General features: G+C 70.4%; 19 protein-coding genes. 16 read left to right on the forward strand and 3 right to left on the reverse strand.

The window, feature by feature from the left end; genetic code table 11:
• Nucleotides 1–7: 7 nt before the first annotated feature.
• The gene (locus ACFWV3_RS42345) at nucleotides 8–403 is read left to right on the forward strand and encodes a DUF2752 domain-containing protein (protein ID WP_382419608.1); all 396 of its coding nucleotides are present in this window, start codon (nucleotides 8–10) and stop codon (nucleotides 401–403) included.
• Here the strand turns inward: ACFWV3_RS42345 and ACFWV3_RS42350 are convergent.
• Nucleotides 400–1008 carry an NINE protein gene (locus ACFWV3_RS42350; RefSeq protein WP_382419610.1) on the reverse strand — a complete coding sequence of 203 codons (609 nt, stop codon included), beginning with the start codon at nucleotides 1006–1008 and terminating at the stop codon, nucleotides 400–402. The two genes, ACFWV3_RS42345 and ACFWV3_RS42350, sit on opposite strands and share 4 nt — an antisense overlap.
• Before the next feature lie 53 nt (nucleotides 1009–1061).
• Between ACFWV3_RS42350 and ald the strand changes: the two genes are divergently transcribed.
• The 15 genes from ald to ACFWV3_RS42425 all read left to right on the forward strand — a co-directional run bounded on the left by ald (nucleotide 1062) and on the right by ACFWV3_RS42425 (nucleotide 18971).
• On the forward strand, nucleotides 1062–2132 hold the full coding sequence (gene ald / locus ACFWV3_RS42355) for an alanine dehydrogenase (protein WP_382419612.1): 1071 nt from the start codon (nucleotides 1062–1064) through the stop codon (nucleotides 2130–2132).
• An 8-nt stretch (nucleotides 2133–2140) separates the two neighbouring features.
• The gene (xerD, locus tag ACFWV3_RS42360; RefSeq protein ID WP_382419651.1) at nucleotides 2141–3016 is read left to right on the forward strand and encodes a site-specific tyrosine recombinase XerD; all 876 of its coding nucleotides are present in this window, start codon (nucleotides 2141–2143) and stop codon (nucleotides 3014–3016) included.
• A 24-nt stretch (nucleotides 3017–3040) separates the two neighbouring features.
• A complete protein-coding gene (locus ACFWV3_RS42365) occupies nucleotides 3041–3370 on the forward strand; it encodes an ArsR/SmtB family transcription factor (protein ID WP_382419614.1) in 330 nt (109 codons plus the stop codon).
• Between the two features lie 101 nt (nucleotides 3371–3471).
• The gene (locus tag ACFWV3_RS42370; RefSeq protein WP_382419616.1) at nucleotides 3472–4395 is read left to right on the forward strand and encodes a ParA family protein; all 924 of its coding nucleotides are present in this window, start codon (nucleotides 3472–3474) and stop codon (nucleotides 4393–4395) included.
• Nucleotides 4392–4703, forward strand: coding sequence for a hypothetical protein (locus ACFWV3_RS42375; protein ID WP_382419618.1), 312 nt, complete (start codon nucleotides 4392–4394; stop codon nucleotides 4701–4703). The genes ACFWV3_RS42370 and ACFWV3_RS42375 overlap by 4 nt, the downstream gene beginning before the upstream one ends.
• Nucleotides 4700–5542 (forward strand): segregation and condensation protein A, encoded by an 843-nt coding sequence (locus ACFWV3_RS42380; RefSeq protein ID WP_382419620.1) that lies wholly within the window; start codon nucleotides 4700–4702, stop codon nucleotides 5540–5542. Before ACFWV3_RS42375 ends, ACFWV3_RS42380 begins: the two co-directional genes overlap by 4 nt.
• Nucleotides 5539–6783: an SMC-Scp complex subunit ScpB gene (scpB, locus tag ACFWV3_RS42385; RefSeq protein ID WP_382419622.1), complete on the forward strand. Its 1245-nt coding sequence runs from the start codon at nucleotides 5539–5541 to the stop codon at nucleotides 6781–6783. Before ACFWV3_RS42380 ends, scpB begins: the two co-directional genes overlap by 4 nt.
• Nucleotides 6776–7510, forward strand: coding sequence for a pseudouridine synthase (locus tag ACFWV3_RS42390; protein ID WP_382419624.1), 735 nt, complete (start codon nucleotides 6776–6778; stop codon nucleotides 7508–7510). The genes scpB and ACFWV3_RS42390 overlap by 8 nt, the downstream gene beginning before the upstream one ends.
• A 168-nt stretch (nucleotides 7511–7678) precedes the next feature.
• Entirely contained in the window at nucleotides 7679–10402 is a 2724-nt protein-coding gene (locus ACFWV3_RS42395) for a hypothetical protein (RefSeq protein WP_382419626.1), read from the forward strand.
• A gap of 169 nt (nucleotides 10403–10571) precedes the next feature.
• Complete coding sequence (locus ACFWV3_RS42400; protein WP_382419628.1) at nucleotides 10572–13283, forward strand: XRE family transcriptional regulator; 2712 nt, start codon at nucleotides 10572–10574, stop codon at nucleotides 13281–13283.
• Nucleotides 13284–13435: 152 nt separating this feature from the next.
• Complete coding sequence (locus tag ACFWV3_RS42405; protein ID WP_382419629.1) at nucleotides 13436–16171, forward strand: helix-turn-helix domain-containing protein; 2736 nt, start codon at nucleotides 13436–13438, stop codon at nucleotides 16169–16171.
• A gap of 81 nt (nucleotides 16172–16252) precedes the next feature.
• Nucleotides 16253–16996, forward strand: a complete 744-nt coding sequence (locus tag ACFWV3_RS42410) for an ABC transporter permease (RefSeq protein ID WP_382419630.1) — start codon at nucleotides 16253–16255, stop codon at nucleotides 16994–16996.
• On the forward strand, nucleotides 16993–17760 hold the full coding sequence (locus ACFWV3_RS42415) for an ABC transporter permease (protein ID WP_382419631.1): 768 nt from the start codon (nucleotides 16993–16995) through the stop codon (nucleotides 17758–17760). Before ACFWV3_RS42410 ends, ACFWV3_RS42415 begins: the two co-directional genes overlap by 4 nt.
• Nucleotides 17744–18541, forward strand: a complete 798-nt coding sequence (locus tag ACFWV3_RS42420) for an ABC transporter ATP-binding protein (RefSeq protein WP_382419632.1) — start codon at nucleotides 17744–17746, stop codon at nucleotides 18539–18541. The genes ACFWV3_RS42415 and ACFWV3_RS42420 overlap by 17 nt, the downstream gene beginning before the upstream one ends.
• Before the next feature lie 19 nt (nucleotides 18542–18560).
• Nucleotides 18561–18971 (forward strand): DUF5956 family protein, encoded by a 411-nt coding sequence (locus ACFWV3_RS42425; RefSeq protein WP_382419633.1) that lies wholly within the window; start codon nucleotides 18561–18563, stop codon nucleotides 18969–18971.
• 212 nt (nucleotides 18972–19183) lie between these two features.
• On the opposite strand, the gene ACFWV3_RS42430 is transcribed toward ACFWV3_RS42425, so the two are convergent.
• Nucleotides 19184–19954, reverse strand: coding sequence for an IniB N-terminal domain-containing protein (locus ACFWV3_RS42430; RefSeq protein ID WP_382419634.1), 771 nt, complete (start codon nucleotides 19952–19954; stop codon nucleotides 19184–19186).
• A 158-nt stretch (nucleotides 19955–20112) separates the two neighbouring features.
• Complete coding sequence (locus ACFWV3_RS42435) at nucleotides 20113–21270, reverse strand: 4-hydroxybenzoate 3-monooxygenase (protein ID WP_382419652.1); 1158 nt, start codon at nucleotides 21268–21270, stop codon at nucleotides 20113–20115.
• Nucleotides 21271–21417 lie beyond the last annotated feature (147 nt).

Consider the following 21417-nt stretch of genomic DNA (forward strand, 5'->3'; position numbering starts at 1 on the left):
TGGGCTCATGCAGACGGTGAAGGGCGCCTTCGGACGGGTGAAGGCGCCCTTCGGCGTTCTCGCGCTGGGCGGGGCGGGCGCGGTGCTGCTGCTGTTCGTCGACCCGAACCAGCCCGGCAACCTGCTGCCGAAGTGCCCGTTCAACTGGCTCACGGGCCTGAACTGCCCCGGCTGCGGTGCCACGCGGATGGTGCACGCGTTGCTGCACGGCGACGTCGTCAGCGCGTTCCACTACAACGCGGTGCTGCTCGCGTTGGGCGTTCCTCTGGCCGTGTGGCTGTTCGCACGGTGGACGCGCTCCAAGTGGACCGGGGAGCGGCGATCCGTGCCGAAGTCGGTCGGTGTCGCCGTTCTCGTCATCGCGGCCGTGTGGGGCGTCGGCAGGAACTTGGCGGGTATCTAGTCCCGCAGCTTGCGGCCCTGGGCGTCCGTGCCGCCGTTGACCAGGATGATGATCCCGTCGATCAACGACCAGATGCCGCAGCCGCCGCAGGTCAGCAGCTGGGCGACGGCCATGCCGGTGTGGCCGGTGTAGAACCGGCCGATGCCCAGGTTGCCCAGGAACAGCTGCAGCACGCCCGCGGCGATCTTCGACTTGTCCGACAGCGGCACGCCGGTGATCGGGTCGAAGCCGAACGGGGCGCCGGGGGTGCCGTAGCCGGGCGGCATCATGCCGGGCGGCGGTGGGACCGCGTACTGCTGCTGCGGCCCGGTCGGCGGCGGGTAGTAGGGCTGCGTGGGCTGCGGCGGGAAACCCGGCGGCGGCGGGGGCACGGCGGCGAACGGCACCGACGGCGGCGCGAGGAACGGCGGATGCGGCTGCGGCAGGTCGCGGAACAGCTCGGCGAGCTCGTGGTACGACTGCGCGCCCGACGCCCGGTTCACGCGCTCCTGGTACTCGCCGATGTCGAGCCGCGCCATCGCGAAGTGGTCGTTGAGAGCGGTGATCGCTTCTTCGCGCTGCTGGTTGCCGATGCGCTGCTGCTCCGGCCCGAATGCTTCTGACACGACTCAGCACGGTATCCGATGCAGCAGATCGACATCGGGAATACGCTGCGACGATGCTGGTCGGTGTCCCAAAGGAGATCAAGAACCACGAGTACCGCGTGGCCATGACGCCCGCCGGAGTGGTCGAGCTGGTGCGCCGCGGGCACCGGGTCGTGGTCGAACGGGACGCCGGCGCCGGCTCGTCGTTCCCCGACCACGAGTACACGGCGGCGGGTGCGCGCATCGCGTCGTCGGCCGACGAGGTGTGGGCTCTCGCGGACCTGGTGCTCAAGGTCAAGGAACCGATCGAGCCCGAGTACCACCGGATGCGCCGAGACCAGGTGCTGTTCACCTACCTGCACCTCGCGGCGAGCGCCGAGTGCACCAAGGCGATCGTGGCGTCCGGCATCACCGCCATCGCGTACGAGACCGTGCAACTGCAGGACGGGTCGTTGCCGTTGCTGGCGCCGATGAGCGAGATCGCCGGGCGGATGGCGGCTCAGGTGGGCGCGCATTGCCTGGAACGCGCGCAGGGCGGGCGAGGGGTGTTGCTCGGCGGTGCGCCGGGCGTGGCCGCGGGCAAGGTCGCGGTGATCGGCGCGGGCGTGGCGGGGATGAACGCCGCGACGATGGCGGTCGGCATGCAGGCCGAGGTGGTCGTGCTCGACACGAACGTCAACCGGTTGCGGCAGATCGACTTCACCTACCGCGGGCACCTGCAGACGATCGCGTCGAACGTCTACGAGGTCGAGAAGGCCTGCCGCTGGGCGGATCTCGTCGTCGGCGCGGTGCTGGTGCCGGGAGCCAGGGCGCCGAAGCTCGTGAGCAACGAGCTGGTGTCCCGGATGCGTTCCGGCAGCGTGCTCGTGGACATCGCGATCGATCAAGGCGGCTGCTTCGAGGACTCCCGGCCGACGACACACGACGCGCCGACCTACCGCGTGCACGATTCCGTGTTCTACTGCGTCGCGAACATGCCGGGCGCGGTGCCGAACACGTCGACGTACGCGCTGACGAACGTCACGTTGCCGTACGTCATCGCGTTGGCGGACAAGGGTTTCGACCTCGCCGTGGCATCGGATCCGGCGCTCGCCAAGGGCGTCAACGTGACCGGCGGTGAGATCGTGTTGGAAGGGCTGGCGTGATTGAAGACCTGGTGGCGACCTACCTCGACCACCTCGCCGTGGAACGCGGCACCGCACGCAACACGCTCGACTCCTACACCCGCGATCTGCGCCGCTACACCGAACACCTCGAAGCCGTCGGTGTGACGGATCTCGGCGCGGTGACCGAGATGCACGTGAGCGAGTTCCTGGCCGCGTTGCGGGAAAGCGGGCTTGCGGCGTCGTCGGCCGCACGGACGTTGGTTGCCGTGCGCGGGTTGCACCGCTTCGCGCACCGTGAAGGCGTTGTGCCACATGACGTCGCACGGGCCGTACACCCCCCTTCGCCACCGAAGAGGCTGCCCAAAGCCTTGCCCATCAACGATGTGCTGACCCTGCTCGACAATGCGGGAAACCTCAGGGACAAGGCGCTGCTGGAGCTGCTGTACTCGACGGGAGCGCGGATCTCCGAGGTGGTGGGGCTGGACGTCGACGATATCGACGCGACCGAGCGGACGGTGTTGCTGGACGGGAAGGGAGGAAAGCAACGACTGGTACCGGTGGGCAGACCGGCGTTGGCGGCGGTCGACGCGTACCTGGTTCGCGCGCGTCCGGCGTTGGCGGCGAAGGGTCGTGGCACGCCCGCGTTGTTCCTCAACGCGCGCGGCGGACGGCTCTCACGGCAGAGCGCGTGGACCGTTCTGAAGACCGCCGCGGAGGAGGCCGGCATCACCGCCGCGGTGTCCCCGCACACGTTGCGGCATTCGTTCGCCACCCATCTGTTGGAAGGGGGTGCTGACGTTCGGGTGGTCCAGGAACTTCTCGGGCACGCATCGGTTACGACCACTCAGGTGTACACGCTGGTGACCGTTACGACTTTGAGGGAGGTCTACGCAACTGCGCACCCTCGGGCCTCTGGAACATGAGGTTTCCACGGGTACGGTGGGCGGGTGCCGAACTTGGACGAGCCGTCCCCACAGGCAATTGATCTAGCCGCGGTGCTGCACGCGCTGAGCGACCCGACGAGGCTCGCGGTCGTGCGCCAGATCCAGACGAGCGGCGAACGCCTCTGCGGGGCCTTCGAGGTGGAAGTGGCGAAGTCGACCCTCTCGCAGCACCTGCGCGTGTTGCGCGAAGCCGGCCTCACCCGGACACGGTGCAGGGGGAACCAGCGCTGGGTGTCGCTGCGTCGCGATGACCTGGATCTTCTCTTCCCCGGCCTGCTCGACGTGGTTCTCTCGGCGGTGGACAGGCGCACACGAACGGATGTCGCTGTCTGACCAAGTCTTGACAAACACCGGCGAGGCGCGTTGCCGCTCGCACGGGTGCGGCCTACGCTGCGCCCGGAGAGACGACCACGACCAGTGAGGGAACGCCAGCCATGTCGACACCGGAGCACGCTTTCGCGCCCCGTGCCGACCTGAACCTGGCCCCGCACGCCGCGCCGGTGGACGACGTCGCCCACGAGCCGGTCGACGGCATCGGACCGACGGGTCGCGCGCGCAAGCTCATCCCCGATCCGCCGCAGTTGCTGCACCACGGCCCGGCGAAGATCCTCGCGGTGTGCAACCAGAAGGGCGGCGTCGGCAAGACGACGACGACCATCAACCTGGGCGCGGCGCTGGCCGAGTACGGCAGACGGGTGCTGCTCGTCGACTTCGACCCGCAGGGCGCGCTGTCCGTGGGCCTCGGCGTGCACCCGCACCAGCTGGAAACCACGATCTACAACGTCATCATGGAGGGCGACACCGCCGTCCCGGACGTCATCCGCAAGACCATGGTCGACGACATGGACCTGCTGCCGAGCAACATCGACCTGTCGGCGGCCGAGATCCAGCTCGTCTCCGAGGTGGGCCGCGAGCACACGCTCGTGCGCACCCTCCGTCCCGTCATCGACCACTACGACTACGTGCTGGTCGACTGCCAGCCCTCGCTCGGCCTGCTCACGGTGAACGCCCTCGCGGCCGCGGACGGTGTGCTGATCCCGCTGGAGTGCGAGTTCTTCTCGCTGCGCGGGGTGGCGCTGCTCATCGACACCATCGAGAAGGTCAAGGAACGCTTGAACCCCAAGCTCAACATCACCGGCATCCTCGCCACGATGTACGACCCGCGCACGCTGCACTCGCGCGAGGTCATGGCGCGCGTCGTGGAGGCGTTCGGCGACATCGTGTTCGACTCGGTCATCAACCGCACGGTGCGCTTCCCGGAGACCACCGTGGCCGGTGAGCCGATCACCCGCTGGGCCCCCCGATCCTCGGGCGCCAACGCGTACCGCGCGCTGGCCCGCGAGGTGATCGCCCGGTGACCCGTCGCCCCACGTTGCCGGGCGCGGCTGAGTTGTTCCGCTCGACTGCTGCTCCTGTTGCCGAGCCCGTCGACGCGCCCGTGCAGCGGCGTGGTTCCGGCCGGACCAAGCACACCACGAAGATCACGGTGTACGTGTCCGACGAGGAACTGCTGGCGCTGGAGCAGGCGCGCCTGACGTTGCGCGCGTCGTACTCGCTGGGCGTCGACCGCGGGCGCGTGGTGCGCGAGGCGATCGCGATCGTGCTCGACGACCTGGAGGCGCTCGGCGAGGAGTCGTTGCTGGTACGCAGGTTGCGCGAGCAGTGACCGAGGACGCTCCCGCCGAGGTCGCTGATCCTGCTGCAGCTCCGGACGGCAAGTTCAAGGTCAAGCTCACGAACTTCGAGGGCCCGTTCGACCTGCTGCTGCAGCTGATCTCGCAGCACACGCTCGACGTGACCGAGGTGGCGCTGCACCAGGTCACCGACGACTTCATCGCGCACATCCGCGGCATGGGCGACTCGTGGGACCTCGACGAGACCACCGAGTTCCTGGTGATCGCGGCGACCCTGCTGGACCTGAAGGCCGCACGGCTGCTGCCGACCGGTGACGTCGAGGACGAGGACGACCTGGCCCTGCTGGAGGCGCGCGACCTCTTGTTCGCGCGGCTGTTGCAGTACCGGGCGTACAAGCAGGTCGCGGCCCTGTTCGCGGAGCTGGAACAGGGCGCGTTCCGGCGCTACCCGCGGTCGGTGTCGCTGGAACCGCGCTTCGAGGGCCTGCTGCCCGAGGTGATGCTCGGCGTGACGCCGGGCAAGTTCGCCCTGATCGCGGCCGCGGCGTTCCGGCCGAAGCAGAAGCGGACCCTGTCGGTCGCGCACATCCACCAGCACCGCGTGTCGATCCGCGAGACGGCCGACGTGCTGCGCGCGTTGCTGGTCGAACGCGGCACGGCGTCGTTCGCGGAGCTCGTCGCCGACTGCACCGAGACGATGGAGATCGTGGCGCGGTTCCTGGCGCTGCTGGAGCTGTACCGGGAGAAGTCGCTGGCCTTCGAGCAGGAGGACCCGCTCGGGCCGCTGCAGGTGACGTGGGTCGGCGGGACGTTGGAACAGGCGCAGGCGCAGGTGCACGCCGGTGACGAGGATGAGGACTACGGCGGATGAGCGAGCCACTGGTGGGGCCGGACGCGGCGGAGGTCGAGAAGCCGGGGCCGGCGTTCGACGGGGGCGGCGCTGGGGCCGAGGGTGATGCGGCTGGGGGTGGTGCCGCCGCGGAGCCGGATGCCGCGCTGGAAGACGCCGCTTTTGCCGCAGTTGAGCTGGAGCAGCCTGCGGGCGAGGCGGCCGGGGCGGTCGGAGATCCGGTGGAGACCGGGGACGACGCCGCGCTCGCGGACGCTGCTCCCGCCGCTGTCGTGCTCGACGAGTCGGAGGCTGCCGCCGGTGCCGGTGCGACTGACTCTGCCGCCGCCGGTGCGGCTGGCGGCGCGGTCCCGCCCCCGGTGTCCAGTCTATCGGGCGGGACCGACGAAAACGGCACGTCAGACGCCGAGCCTGTGGACAACTCCGCCGCAGGGGCCGAGACCGCAGGGGCCGAGACCAGCTCGCCGGCCGTGCCGAAGCGCACGGCCAAGCGGAAGCCCAAGCCCGCTGCCGCGCCCGCCGAACCCGACGCCGCCGAACCCGCCGCCGAACCCGCCGCCGACGCCGCACCTGCCGTCGAGTCCGAGCCCGCCCCCGAAACCGACCCGGCCGACCTCGCCGACACCCAGGTCGCGGACACCCAGGACGCCGCCACCCTCGAAGCTCAGCTGCTCGCCGCCGCCCCCGAGGAGGCCATCGAGGACAGCGGGCTGCCCGACCTCACCGACGACGCGACGTTCGAGGCCGCGCTCGAGTCGGTGCTGCTCGTCGTCGACAGCCCGATCGCCGAGGACCAGCTCAGCAGTGCCCTTGAGCAGCCGGTTAAGAGAATCAAGGCGGGACTCCGTACACTTTCCACCCGGTACACCGAGTCCGGCAGTGGCATCGACCTGCGCAGGGCGGGGGACGGCTGGCGGTTCTACACGCGGGACCGGTTCGCCCCGTTCGTGGAGAAGCTGCTGCTCGACGGCCAGCGCGCGAAACTCACCCGTGCTGCCCTGGAGACGCTCGCGGTGATCGCCTACCGGCAGCCCGTCACGAGGGCGCGGATCGCGGCGGTGCGCGGCGTCAACGTGGACGGGGTGATCCGGACCCTGGTCGCTCGGGGGCTCATCGAGGAGACGGGCACCGACAGCGACACGGGTGGGATCCTGTACCGCACGACCGAACTGTTCCTGGAGCGGTTGGGGCTGTCGTCGTTGGGCGACCTGCCGCCGATCGCCCCGCTCCTGCCCGAAGTGGATGCGATCGACGATGTCTGAGAACGAGGGCGTGCGCCTGCAGAAGGTGCTCGCGCAGGCGGGGATCGCCTCGCGCCGTGCTTCGGAGGAGCTTATCGACCAGGGGCGGGTGCAGGTCGACGGCGAGGTGGTGCGCGAGCAGGGGCGGCGGATCGACCCCGAGACCGCGGTCGTGCACGTCGACGGCGTGCGGGTGCAGATCCGCGAGGACGTCGTCACGATCGCGCTCAACAAGCCCTACGGGATGCTCTCCACGATGGAGGACGACCTGGGTCGCCCGTGCGTCGGCGACCTGGTGCGCAACCGCGCCGAGCGGCTGTTCCACGTCGGGCGGCTCGACGCCGAGACCGAGGGACTGCTGCTGCTCACCAACGACGGCGAGCTCGCGCACCGGCTGATGCACCCGAGCTACAACGTCAAGAAGACCTACCTCGCCGAGGTGCCCGGCCCCGTCGAGAAGGGCCTCGGCAAGAAGCTCAAGGCGGGCATCGAGCTCGACGACGGCCCGGTCAAGGTCGACTCCTTCAAGCTCATCAGCGCGGTGCCCGGCAAGGCGCTCGTCGAGGTCGTGCTGCACGAGGGCCGCAAGCACATCGTGCGCCGCCTGCTCGAGCACGTCGGCTACCCGGTGCAGTCGCTGGTGCGCGTCGCGGTCGGTGACGTGTCGCTCGGCAACCAGCGGCCCGGCTCGATGCGCGTCCTGAACCGCCAGGAGGTCGGCGGCCTGTACAAGCTCGTCGGTCTCTGACGACACTCGAACCCGCGCGTCCCTCCGGCCCCCAGAGCCGGAGGGACGCCCTGCGGTGAAGCCCCCTTCACCTTGCGACGGCAACGCTATGGCGACGACGTTGTAAGGGGTCGAGACATGCACGTCGAACAACAAGGTGAAGACAACCGGTCCCGGGGTGAGACCGTCATGCCACGCACCGAACGCCCGCTGGACAGCACGGACACCGAACTGGGCGCTTTCGCCACCGGGCTCCGCGAGCTGCGTGACCGAGCGGGCACACCGTCCTACCGCGTGCTGGCTTCACGCGCGCATTACTCCGCCGCGACGCTCTCGGACGCCGCGGGCGGCAAGAAGCTCCCGAGTCTCGCGGTCACGCTCGCCTACGTCACGGCGTGCGGCGGCGATCCGGACGAGTGGGAGCAGCGCTGGCGCGACATCGCGGCGCCGCCCCATCCGGCGGGCGAGGCCCCGTACGTGGGGCTGGAGGCGTTCCGGGAGGAGGACGCGGACCGGTTCTTCGGCCGCGAGCGGCTCACCGCGAGACTGCGCGAGCTCGTCGGCGAACGGGCGTTCGTCGGCGTGTTCGGTGCGAGCGGCTCCGGCAAGTCGTCGTTGCTGCGCGCCGGGCTGCTGCCGCACCTCGACCGGGCGCTGGTCCTCACGCCGGGCGTGCGCCCGCAGGACGAGTGCGCGGTCCGGCTCGCCCAGGCCACCGGCGACTCGCCGGTCGTGCTGCACTCCGAGCTCACCGACCCGGCCGCGCTGGGTCTGTTCGCGCGCAGGCACGAGCTGGCCCTCGTCGTCGACCAGTTCGAGGAGGTCTTCACGCTCTGCGGCGCGGAGCAACGCGACTGGTTCGTGCGGGCTCTCGTCCAGGCGCCACGCGTGGTGATCGGCGTCCGGGCGGACTTCTACGGTCACGTCGGCCGCCACCCCGAGCTCGTCGAGGCCCTCGACGGCGCCCAGCTCCTCGTCGGTCCCCTGACCACCGACGAGCTGCGCCGCGCCATCGTCGAACCGGCCAGGCGCGTCGGCGCGACGGTCGAGTCGGCGCTGGTCACCCGCCTGGTGGCCGACGTCGCGGGGCAGGCGGCCGCGCTCCCGCTCGTTCAGCACGTGCTCGTCGAGACGTGGCACCGCCGCCGCGGCATGACGTTGTCCCTGACCGGCTACGAGGAGGCGGGCGGGGTCGAGCACGCCATCGCCCACACGGCCGAAACCGTCCACGACCAGCTCACGGACGAGCAACGGCAGACGGCCCGGCGCATCTTCCTGCGCCTGATCGCCCTCGGCGAGGGCACCGAGGACACCAAGCGCCGCGCCCTCCGCGACGACCTCGACGCCGAGGTCCTGGACCGCCTCGCGAACGCCCGCCTGGTCACGCTCACCGAACAGCACGCGGAGCTCACCCACGAGGCGCTGATCCGTTCCTGGCCGCGCCTGCGCGACTGGATCGCCGAGGACCGCGAGGCCCTGCGCGCCCACCACCGCCTCACCGAGGCCGCGGCGCAGTGGGACGGCGACCGCGACCTCCTCTACCAGGGCGCCCGCCTCGCCCAGGCCGCCGAGCTGGACCCGGCCTCGCTCACCGGCCCCGAACGGGAGTTCCTCGCCGCGAGCCAGGCCGCCGGGCGCCGCCGCGTCCGCCAGGTCCGATCGGTGGTGGCCGTGCTGTCGGTGCTGGTGGTGCTGCTCGCCGGCACGGTCGTCTTCGCCGCGGTCAAGGCCGGGGAAGCCGCGCGGGGCAGGGACGCCGCGATCGCCGGTGCCGCCGCCGCTCAAGCACGGATCCTGATGCACCAGCAGTCGGCGATGGCGAAGCCGGTCGCCCTCGCCGCCTACCGAGTCGCGCCCGGCGACGCCACCCGCGACCTCCTGCTGAGCACCGACGCGGGCGCCAGGAGAACGGTGCTGTGGTTCCGGCCGGACGCGGCGGTCGGCTTCACCGAGGTCAACGGCCGCACCGCCCTGCACGGTGGCAGCTCCTCGGCTCCGGGGTTCCGGCTCTTCGACGTGGAGACGGAGTCGCCAGGGCCCATCGGGATGCTGCCCGCCAAGCCGTCCGCGCTGAGCGCGGACGGCCGCCGTGCCGTTGTTTCGGCCGGCGACGGGGTCGAGCTGGTCGACCTCTCCGACCTCGCCCGGCCACGCCTGCTCGCGAAGGCACCCCTGGCGCTGAGGAACAGCATCTTCACCAGCGGCACGGGAGACGTCCTGGCGGGGGTCCGCGACGACGGAGCGGGGGAGGGCAGGCCGGTGGTGCTGCGGTACGACGGCACCGAGCGGCTGAGCGAGGTTCCGCGGCGGGACGTCGGCCCGGCGGCACAGCTGCGGCTGTCGAGGGACGGCTCGACGCTGGCGGTGCTCCGCACGGGCACCAGCACCCTGGAGATCGCGAGCACCACCGACGGCGAACTGCGGCACGTGAGCGAGTTCAACCTGCACAACAGCTTCACCACGCCGCTCGGGTTCAGCCCGGACGGACGGCTCCTCGTGCTCGCCGACTCCCTCAACGCCCAGGTCGAGGTGTGGGACGTCGTCGACAGGGCGCACCCGGCGCGGCGGTTCGTGCTGCGTGCGCCGGCGGCGGAGATCAGCCAGGTCCAGTTCACGCCGGACAGCCGCCGGCTCGCGGTCGGCGCGGAGAGGTCGGTGCGCGTCTGGGACCTGGCGGGCGAGGACGCCGGCCACCCGATCGCGACCTTCGAGAACTTCTCCTTCCGCATCTCGGCGCTCGGTCACCAGGGGCGTGCGGACGACTTCCTCGGGTTGGACGGGAGCACGGTGTTCCGGATGCGCACGGACGTCGGGAAGGTGATCGCCGAGATCTGCGCCGGGCCGGACGCCGTGCTGTCCGATCAGGACTGGGCGAAGTACTTCCCCGGTCTGGACCGCGTCCCGGTGTGCTGAGGCGGAGGAGGGCCGTGGGCGGCGAACGCGCCACCCACGGCCGTCACCGGCGCCGGTTCGGGGCGTGAGCACCGGGTCTTCCCCGTTGAGATGGGTCCCACGTTAGGGCGAACGGGTTGTTCACGGTGAGTGGTTGGCCGCTGAACAAAGTTCTCTGAACAATGACGGGGTGCCGAGACGGGAACGCCCTCTCGACGAGGGCGAGAGCGGTCTCCTGCGGTTCGCGGCGGACCTGCGCCGGCTGCGGGAGCGCGCCGGCAGCCCCACCTACCGGGAGCTCAGCCGGCGGGCGCACTACTCGGCCGCCGCGCTCTCGGAGGCGGCCGGTGGGCGGAAGCTGCCCAGCCTCGCGGTGACCAGGGCCTACGCGAAGGCGTGTGACGGTGACCCGGAGGAGTGGACTCGGCGGTGGCGGGCGGTCGCGGGGAGTGAACCCCACTCGGCGAACGGCAGTCCGTACGTCGGGCTCGCGATGTTCCAGCCCGCCGACGCGCCGAAGTTCTTCGGGCGGGAACGGCTGACGGCTGAGCTGCTGGCCACGAAGAACCGCTTCACCGGCGTGTTCGGGCCGTCGGGCGTGGGGAAGTCGTCGCTGCTCAGGGCCGGGCTGATCGCGCGCACGAAGGAACCGGTCCTGCTGTTCACGCCCGGCGCCGACCCGCTGGAGGAGTGCGCGGTCGCCCTCGCCCGCCTCACCGGTGGCGACGCCGTCGAGCTGGCCGCGGAGCTCGCTGACCCACGCCGGCTCGGCCGGCACCACGCGCACCTCGTGGTCGTGGACCAGTTCGAGGAGCTGTTCACGCTGTGCCGCGACGAAGAGCTGCGCACGTGGCTCATCACGGCGCTGACCGGGTGCACCAAGGTCGTCATCGGCGTGCGCGCCGACTACTACGGCCACTGCGCGCGGTACCCGGACCTCGTCGAGGCACTCGAAGGCGCGCAGCTCCTCGTCGGTCCGATGACGCCGGACGAGCTGCGCCTCGCCATCACCGAACCCGCGCTCGCCGTCGGGGCCGAGGTCGAGACCGCGCTGCTGGCCAGGCTGATGGCCGACGCGGTGGGGCAGGCCGCGGTGCTGCCGCTGCTGTCGCACGCGCTCGCCGAGACCTGGCAGCACCGCCGCGGCACGACGCTGACCGTCGCGGGCTACGAGGAGGTGGGCGGGCTCGACCACGCCGTCGCCCGCACCGCGCAGGAGGTCTACGACGGGCTGTCCACGGCTCAGCAGGAGCAGGCCAAGCGGATCCTGCTCCGGCTCGTGACGGCGGAGGGCACGAAGCGGCGGGCGCGCACGCACGAGCTCGAGGCCGACCAGGAGGTGCTGTCCGCGCTGGCCGCCGCCCGGCTCGTCGTCATCGGCCGCGACGGCGTCGAGCTCGCGCACGAGGCGCTGATCCGCGGCTGGCCGACGTTGCAGGGCTGGGTCGAGGAGGAAGGCGCGAACATCAGGGCCCAGCGCGAGCTCACGCACGCCGTGCGGACCTGGGAGTCGCTCGACCGGGACGCGGACGCGCTGTACCGGGGCCGCCGGCTCGCCACCGTTCCCGGGGGGCTCGCGCTGAACTCGAGCGAACGGGCGTTCCTCGCCGCCAGCCGGGCAGCCGAGGAGGAGCTCTCGGCCGGCGCCCGAAGACGCACCCGCCGCCAGCGCCAGCTGCTCGCCGTCCTGGCCGCACTCGTGGTCGTCGCCGCCAGCACCACCGTCTTCGCGCTGCGGGCCGGCCGGACCGCCGATGAACAACGCACCAACGCCGCCGTGCTGAGAGCCGTGGGGGAGGCCGCCGCCCTGCGCTCCACGAACCCCGCCCTCGCCCAGCAGGTCGCGCTCGCCGCCTACCGGCTCGTGCCGTTGCCGCAGGCGCGCAACGGCCTGCGCCAGGAAGACGTGCCGTCGCAGGTGCTGCGCGAAGCCCAGTCCGAGGTCACGGCGCTGGTCGTCGGCCCGACGCAGCAGCAGGTCGTCACCGGCCACCGCGACGGCACGGTCGTGGTCACCGCCCTCGACGACCTGCCGTCCCCGCGCACCTTCCACGAGGCCACCCGGCACACCGGTCCCGTCACGGCCCTCGCGATGGACTCGACCGGCACGCTGGTCGCTTCCACCGGTGACGACGGCGCCGTCCACGTCGTCGACGTGTCCCTCGGCAAGCCGCGCGAACTGGCCGTGCCCCCGGTCCGCGCCACCGCGATCGCCTGGCAGGGCGGCACCCTCGTGACGACCGACGACGACGGCGCGCTGAGCTTCTGGACCGACCTGCGCCGCGACCGGCCGCGCCTCGTCACGACGACTCAGCTGGGCCTCGGCCCCCTGGCAGGCCTCGCCTTCCGCCCCGACGGCCACGTGCTCGCCGCCGTCACGACCGGCCACGCGGTCCACCTCGTCGACGTGACCGACCCCGGCGACGCCGCGCTGCTGTCCCTGACGACGGAGTTCGCGGGCAGCGCCCAGTTCGCCGGCGGTGCCCTGCTCATGACCACGGCGGGCACCGCGGTCCACCTCTGGGACACCACCGACCCGCGCGCCCCCGTGCCGCGCGCCGAGATCCCGTCCGGGGGTGCCGAGATCACCTCGGCCCTGCTCGGCGCGGACCGCGTCGCCGTGGCCACCGACGACGGCCTCGTGCGGCTCTGGCGGCTGGGGCAGGGCGAGCCGGCCGAACAGGCCCTGCTGCGCGGGCACGCCGGACCGGTCGCGGCGGTCGGGCTCACGCCGAAGGGCGACGAGGTCGTGACGGGCGGCGTGGACCGGGCGGTGCGGCTGTGGGACGTCGACCCGCGCGACCCGGCGGTGCGGATCTGCGAGCAGGCCGTCCCCCGGATCACCCGCGCCGAGTGGGAGCGGTACTTCGGTGACCTCGCCTTCACCCCGCCCTGTTCTTGAGGAGGAGCACAGTTCCTGAGGAACCCCGTCCTGGGCACGGCCGTGACGGAGCGAGGTTGGCCGGTCACGAAGCACATACCGGGTTGGTGACCGGTTAGCGGGCCGTTAGACGGCGGGCGAACCTCTGGTGGACAATCCGGCCGGGAGGCGGCATGCCACGAGGGGAACGACCGCTGGGTCCTGAGGACACCGCGTTGCTGCGGTTCGCCGGTGACCTGCGTCGACTGCGTGACCAGGCGGGCAAACCGAGCTACCGCGAGCTGGCCAGGCGCGCGAACTACTCGCCGACCGCGTTGTCCGACGCGGCCGGCGGCCGGAAGCTGCCGTCGCTGGCGCTGACGCTCGCGTTCGTCAAGGCGTGCGAGGCCGACCCCGCGCCGTGGACCAAGCGCTGGCGCGAGCTCGCGGCCGAGCACCTGCAGCCGTCGCACGCGGACGCCCCGTACCCCGGCACCGCGCCGTTCACCGGGGACGACGCGAAGCACTACTTCGGCCGCGAGCACCTCGTCGACCAGGTCGTCGAGTCGGCCAGGACGAAGCCCCTGACTCTCGTCCTCGGTGCCTCCGGGTCGGGCAGGACGTCGCTCCTGCTGGCCGGCGTGCGGCCCGCGCTCGACGACGCCGTGGTGATCACCGTCGAGCACGACGACGACCCGCTCGCCGACCTGGCCGCGGCACTCGCCGGCGTGCTCGGGGACACGACGGCCGACCGGCTCGCGAGCGAGATCCGGCAGGACCCCGACCACCTCCGGCTGCGCATCCGCCAGCACCGCCCCGGCCTCGTCCTGCTCGTCGACGACGCCGAGAAAGCCCTCGGGTCGGACGCCTTCCTCACCGCCGTCACCCGCTGCCCGCACGTCGTCCTCGCGGTCAGGGCGGACCGGCGGCAGCGCTGCCTCGACCTGGGCCTGGGCGGCGCCGAGATCACCGTCGACCCGATGAGCGCCGACCAGCTGCGCCGGGCGATCTCCGAACCCGCCGCCAAGATCGGCGCCACCGTCGAGACCGCGGTGATCGCCCAGCTGGTCGCCGACGCCGCGAACCAGCACGCGCTGCCGCTGGTGCAGCAGGCGCTCGTCGAGACGTGGCGCCGCAAGCGCGGCATGACCCTGTCGCTGGCCGGGTTCGAGGAGACCGGCGGCATCGGGCACGTCGCCGTGCGCGCCGCGGAGGCGTTCTTCGACGCGCTCGGCGAGGCCGACCGCCGTGCCGCCAAGAGCGTCCTGCTCCGGCTCGTCTCCGTGCAGCGCACCGGACTCGCGCGACGCAGGACCCGCAGGCTCGACGTCGAGCCCGCCGTGCTCGGCCTGCTCGCCAAGGCCAGGCTCGTGACGCTCACCGAGGACGGTGTGGGACTCGTCCACGACGCGTTGCTGCGCTGGCCGCGGCTCGCCGGGTGGATCGACGAGGAGCGCGAGAACCTCAGGACCCACGAGCAGCTCGTCACCGCGATGGAGCTGTGGGAGGCGAGCGACCGCGACCCGCTCGCCCTCTACCGCGGCACGCGCCTGCGCAAGGCGAGGGAGCTCGGCGACTTCCTGACGGTGCAGGAGCGCCGGTTCGTCGACATCAGCGTCCGGCGCGAGACCCGCCGCTCGACGGCGTTGATCGCGGTGATGGCCGTGCTGATCGCGCTGGTGCCCGGCACCCTGGTCTACGCGCTGTCCAACGAGCGCAAGCTCACCGAGGCCCACGACCGGGAGCTGGGCGGGAAAGCGATTTCCGAGTCCGAGGCGCTGATGGAGCAGCGGCGCCCGTACGCCGACCGCTACGCGCTGGTCGGCTACAAGGTCAGCCCGTCGCCCGAGGCGGAGAAGGTGCTGCGGCTGGCCAACGCCGTCACCCGCGGCATCCCGTTCACCGGCACGCCGAAGGACGACGCGGACGTGCTCGTCGCGCCGCGCGGCGAGATGGCGGCGGTGACCGACGAGGACGGCACCGACCGGATGTGGAGCCTCGACGAGGACCGCGCGACGCCGGGCAAGAAGTTCGCCGACCGGCATCGGGTCGTGAAGCTCGCCGAACGCCGTGCCATCACGAGGGACGACACGGGCCGCGAACACCTGTGGGCCGTCAACGACGCCAACGACATCACCTACCTCACGGCGTTGCCGGACCGGTTCCGGACGCTCGACCTGAGCGCGGACGGCTCGCGCGTCGTCGGCAAGGTCGGGGACGCCGTCGAGGTCGGGCTGCCGACGCCGGACGAGACCGAGCACGCGGAACTGTTCGACCTCGGCGACCCGCGCTCGCCCCGCAAGCTGCCGATGCCGGTGCGCAACCCCGAGACCCTCGCGCTGAGCAAGGACGGCCGCGAGCTCGCGACCGCCGTCCGGGACGCGGCCACCGGCACCACGACGATCGAGTTCTGGCGGACCGGCGGCACGGTGGAAAGCGCCGGGCCCCCGTTGACGCAGCACGTCTACGTCCGCGGCATCACCTACAGCGGCGACGACCGGTGGCTCGCGGTGGAGCACTCGCCGGAGTCGGTCATCGAGGTGTGGCAACGCGTGCCCAGCGGCACGCCCGTGCTGCGCGCACGGCTCGACAGCGCGTTGCGTTACGGAGCACGTGTTTCGTTCTCCGACGACGACCGAATCGCCGTCGTGCGCGACAACATCTTCGAGGTGCAGCGGCTCTACACGTCGGACCGCGCGCCGGACCGGCTCGTCTACGTCGTCGGGCACGGCAACTCGACGCGCGCGATGTACCGGCCGCAGTACGGCGACTTCCTCGTCCGCAGCGGCGGTCAGGACCCGGAGCTGCTGCCGTACGACCTGGACAGCGGGCACATCATCAAGAAGATGTGTGAAAAAGACGGCGCGCGGCTCACGGACTCCGAATGGGTGAAGAGCTTCGGCGAAGTGGAGCGCGTGGAGGTCTGCTGAACCGCCGTGCTGTGCCGAGAACTACCTGAAGTTGAGCATTCACGCATTGTGAACCCGAGGCCCACTCTCTAGGGTGACCGAGTGCGTGCGTTCACAAGGGGAATACTCGGCATTGCCGGGTTTCTCGTGCTGTGGGAGCTCCTAGGACGCTCCCCCCTCCTTCCTGCAGACGCGCTCCCCCCACCGTCCGTCGTGTTCGGTGAGCTCGTGAGGCAGCTGTCCTCTCCTACGTTCTACAGCCACATCGTGGCGACGGTCCTGGCGTTGCTGATCGCCATCGGCATCGCGATCGCCATCGCGGTACCCGCCGGGCTGGTGCTCGGCAGCGTCCCCGCGGTGCGTCACGCGACGCGCGCGGTGGTCGAGTTCCTGCGCCCGATCCCTTCCGTGGCACTGATTCCGCTCGCGCTGGTGATGCTCGGCCTCGGGCCGGAGACGAAGATCACCCTCGCGGTGTACGCGGCGCTGTGGCCGATCCTCTTCAACACCATCTACGCGCTCGACGAGCTCGACTCGCTGCAGCTCGAGACGGCGAGGGTCTTCGGCGTCCGGCGAACCGGCCTGCTGGTCCGCGTGGCGCTGCCCAGCGCGTTGCCGTTCATCTTCACCGGCATCCGGCTCTCGGCCACCACCGCGCTGATCGTGATGGTGAGCGTGGAGATCCTGGCCAGCAGCCAGATCGGGATCGGGTACTTCATCATGGAGGCCCGCAGTGGCCCCGGCCGGATGGACCAGGTGCTCGTGGGCACCGTGGTCGCGGGCGCGATCGGCCTGCTGCTCAACAACGGTCTCGAGCGGATCCAGCGACGTTGGGTGGCCTGGTGACCAAGTTCTTCCAGCGGTGGGCCGTGTTCGTCGGTCTCGTCGCCGTGTGGCAGCTGGCGGCCTGGCTGGCCGACGACCCGTACTTCCCCCCGCCCTCCGGCATCGTGGAGGCGGCGTGGAACTGGTGGGTGGTCGAGCCGGAGAACTTCACCGACAACATCGTCCCCTCGATCACGAGGATGCTGACGGGCTGGGCGATCGCCTCGGTGATCGGTGTCGCGCTCGGGCTGCTGCTCGGGCGCTCGGAACGGGCGATGGAGTACGCGAACCCGCTCCTGGTGTTCCTGCGCTCCATCCCGCCGCCCGCGCTGGCACCGGTGTTCCTGCTGCTGTTCAAGGTCGGCACGACGATGCAGCTCGCCACGATCATCTTCGGGGTGATCTGGCCGGTGCTGCTCAACAGCGTGGACGGCGCCCGATCCGTCGACGTGACCAAAGTGGACACCTCGGCCGTCTTCAAGATCCCGCGCTGGCAGTGGGTTCTCGGCGTGGTGCTGCCCGCCGCGTCGCCCAAGATCTTCGCCGGCCTGCGGGTCTCGCTCTCGCTCTCCCTGGTGCTGATGGTCATCTCCGAGCTCGTGGGCACGGACAACGGCATCGGGTTGCAGCTCATCCAGGCACAGCGCGAGTTCGACAACGAGCGCATGTGGGCCGGGATCGTCCTCCTGGGCGTTCTCGGATACGTACTGAACACCGCGTTCCTCGCCGTGGAACGCCGGGCATTGGCGTGGCAACCGAGGAGTCGGGATGAGCAATATGCTTGAGGTGGCCGACCTCGGCCACACCTATGGTGACTACGAGGCCATCGGCGGCCTCACGTTCGACGTCCGCGCGGGCGAGCTGGTCTGCGTGGTGGGACCGTCCGGGTGCGGCAAGTCGACCTTGCTGCGGACGATCTCCGGGCTGATCAAGCCGTCGCGCGGCAACGTGAAGCTCAACGGCTCGCACCTCGCGGTGGTGTTCCAGGACTACCAGCGTTCGCTCTTCCCGTGGCTCACGGTGCAGGGCAACGTGGAGTTCCCGCTGCGGTCCCTGAAGCGCGCTGAGCGGCGCAAGCGCGCCGCCGAGGCGCTGGAGTGGGTGGGACTGTCCGGGGCGGCTCGCAAGCGCCCGTGGCAGCTTTCCGGTGGCATGCAGCAGCGTGTGGCGATCGCGCGCGCTCTGGCCTACCGGCCGGCGTTGTTGTTGATGGACGAGCCGTTCGCCTCGGTGGACGCGCAGACCCGATTCGAGCTGGAGGACCTGTTGCTTCGCGTACGGCGTGAACACGACACGACCGTCCTCGTCGTCACCCACGACATCGACGAGTCGGTGTACCTGGGCGACAGGATCCTCGTGCTCAGCAGCTCTCCCGCACGGCTGGTGGCGAACCTGGAGGTTCCCCTGCCCGCCGAGCGCGACCAGGTGACCACGCGGACCGCGGACGGCTTCATCGCGTTGCGCTCCAAGGTGGCGCGCCTGCTCAACGTCGGCAAGCCGTCGATGGACGTCGACAAGTGGGCGGCCGCGGAGCGCGAGTCGCTGAGCGAGACCGTCCACTCCTGATCTCCCGGTCGATCTTCCGGTGACGGACTGGAACCTGTTCCTGGTCGTCGACGCGGAGCCCGTGGAGGTGTCCGGCGGGCGGGACAGGATCGTGCTGCTCGGCGGCCGGCGCCTGCTCTCGTTGCCGGACAACGGGTACCAGCTCCTCCTGGCGTGGGCAGCCGGTCCGCGCCACGTGGTGCGCACGCCCGTGCCGATCCACCCGGACCAGGTGATCGTGGACGCGTTCGTGAACTCCTACCTCGTGGAGGCCGGTGTGCCGCCACGGCCGCGGGGGTTCGCCTGGTACCTCGACCTCCCGGACGGTGTGGAGCCCTCGGACGTGTGGCGTGCAGCCGACGGGGGCGGGGCGCACGGTGCGTCTGTGGACCTCCACCGCGTTCGTGAGGCGATGGAACGGGGCATGGCGGCGTTGTACGGCGAGGACTGACGTAACAACCGCGAAAACGTTGTGTGACAACCGAAGAAGACGAGCCCCGGACCCGCCGCGGTCCGGGGCTCGTCTCGTGTGCGCACATAGGAGGGTGTGTGCACTGTGCGGTGGGATCGGCGGTGTGCGCTCGGGGGCAGAACGCGGCGCCGTCAGATCCCTTGAACTGCCAGGTGGATCTGTGTGGCCGGGTGGATCAGAGGTGGCCAGGATCAGAGGTGGAAGGCCACGTCGTTGCCGTTGCCCACACCGTGGTCGAGGACGTCCAGGTCGAGGTCGCCGATGTTGCCGACGTTCCCGACGATGTTGCCCACGTTGAGGTCGCCGACGACGTGGTGCACGTCGCCGATCTGACCGACGTTCTGCACGACGTCCGTCACGTCCGCGATGTCGTGCAGGTCGGCCACGTCGGTGACGCCGGAGACCGTCTTGACGAGCGTGTCGGCGTCCACGACGTCCTTCACCAGGACGTCGGTGTCCAGGTCGCCCACGAGGCCGTCGGTGACGTTGTGGACGTCCACGACGTCGGTCACGGCGGAGGTGACCGGGGCGACGGTGGAGACCGTCGAGACGACGTCGGTGGCCTTGAGGACGGTGGCGTCGAGGGTGGACGACACGTCGCCCAGGCCCGCCACGTCGCCCACGCCCACGCCCGCCACGTCGGAGACCAGCGCGGTGACCGCGGTGGGGGAGGCGAGGCCGACGACGTCCGTGACGCCACCGACGTTGCCGGCGATCAGCTTGAGGCTGTCCACGGCGTCCAGGTCGCCGGCCGCGACCAGGACCTTGTCCAGGACGTCCACGTTCGCGACGGACGCCGTGTCCAGCACCAACGGCAGGATCTCGTGGATGTCGACGGGCGAGATGTCACCCAGACCGGCGGCCTCGAGGGCGCCCTCGGGGTCGGCCTGGAACGCCTGGCGGGCGTCGAGGTCGCCGAGCAGGTTGAGGGTGAAGTCGTGCAGCGTCTGCTGGGTGCCCATGAAGACTCAAGCTCCTGAGATACGTGGATCGGGGGGTGTCGGTGTGAACCGTATGGATGAACGACACCCCCCGGCATCGGGAGTTGGCCCCAGATTGTGACGTGTAGATAACCTTAGGGGATCGATGTCACTCCATTAGGGGAACGGGGATTTCACCCTTATGGACCGACGTAGTTCTCGGCGAACGTCGCCTGGTAGGCGGGGGACTCCGCCAGGTGCTCCAGTCTGGCCTGGGCCAAACGTCCGAAGAAGGGCGAGCTGACATCGGTGTGGATCATGTTGACCATCCACTGCGAGAACTCCTGGGCCCGCCAGACGCGGCGCAGGCAGTCCTCCGAGTAGGTCTTGAGCCCGGTCTCGGATCCGGTGCCGTAGAAGTCGATAAGTGCACGTCCGAACGTTGCGGCGTCGTTCATGGCGAGGTTCATGCCCTTGGCGCCGACCGGGGTGATGATGTGGGCTGCGTCACCCAGCAGGTACAGCCGGCCGTAGGACATCGGCTCGACCACATGGCTGCGCATGTCGAGCACGCGCTTTTCGATGATCTTTCCCTCGGTCAGCGACCAAGGCGAGTCGTGCAATGCGAACCTTTTGTGGAGCGCTTCCCAGATCCGTTCGTCGGACCAATCGTCGGCCGATGTCCCGACCGGTACCTGCAAATAGAAGCGGGAAATGGTGGGCGAGCGGAGCATGTGTCCGGCGAAACCGTCGGCGTGGAGCGCGTAAATGATCGCTTTAGTCGACGGAGGGGCCTCCGCGAGAATGGAGAGCCACTCGATCCCGTGCTGATGCGTGAATTCGGTCAGCACGCCTTCCGGAATGGACCTGCGGGTCACGCCGTGGAATCCGTCGCACCCGGCCACGAAGTCCGCGGTGAGGGTTTCCCGGACCCCGTCTGCGCTGGTCCAGACCACGGAGGGCTGCGATGAGGTGAGATTCCGCAGCTCCACGTCACTGACCGAGAACTGGATGTCACCCCCGGCGGCCAAGAATGACCCGATGAGGTCCTTGACGACTTCCTGCTGGGGGTAGACGTAGTGCTGGCGCCCGCCGTACAGGTCGCTGTACGCCACCTGGAAGGCCTGGCCGTTGACGCGGAATTCGCACGTACCGTGACGATCGGCCTCCAACAGCAAACGATCCGCCAGACCGAGTGACTCCAGCATCGTCACAGAGCGGTGTTCCAAGACGCCTGCGCGTGCACGTGTTTCCACATGACTGCGACTAGCTCTTTCGAGCACAACGCAGTCGATACCTGACTGCTGGATCAAGTTTGCCAAGGTCAGACCGGCCGGCCCTGCGCCGATCACGGCCACTGAGCGCTTCAATTGGGGTTCTCCTAGCCCTAGACCTGTTGTGCTTAGATGCTCACCGCAGGTAGTGGACTGGAACCTGCTCGTGTCGGTCAACTGGGGTCTTTTGGAGCAACATCCTTACTCTGAGTGGTTGACCGTCGCGACATT

The sequence above is a fragment of the Lentzea sp. NPDC059081 genome (assembly GCF_042738015.1).
Taxonomy (GTDB): domain Bacteria; phylum Actinomycetota; class Actinomycetes; order Mycobacteriales; family Pseudonocardiaceae; genus Lentzea.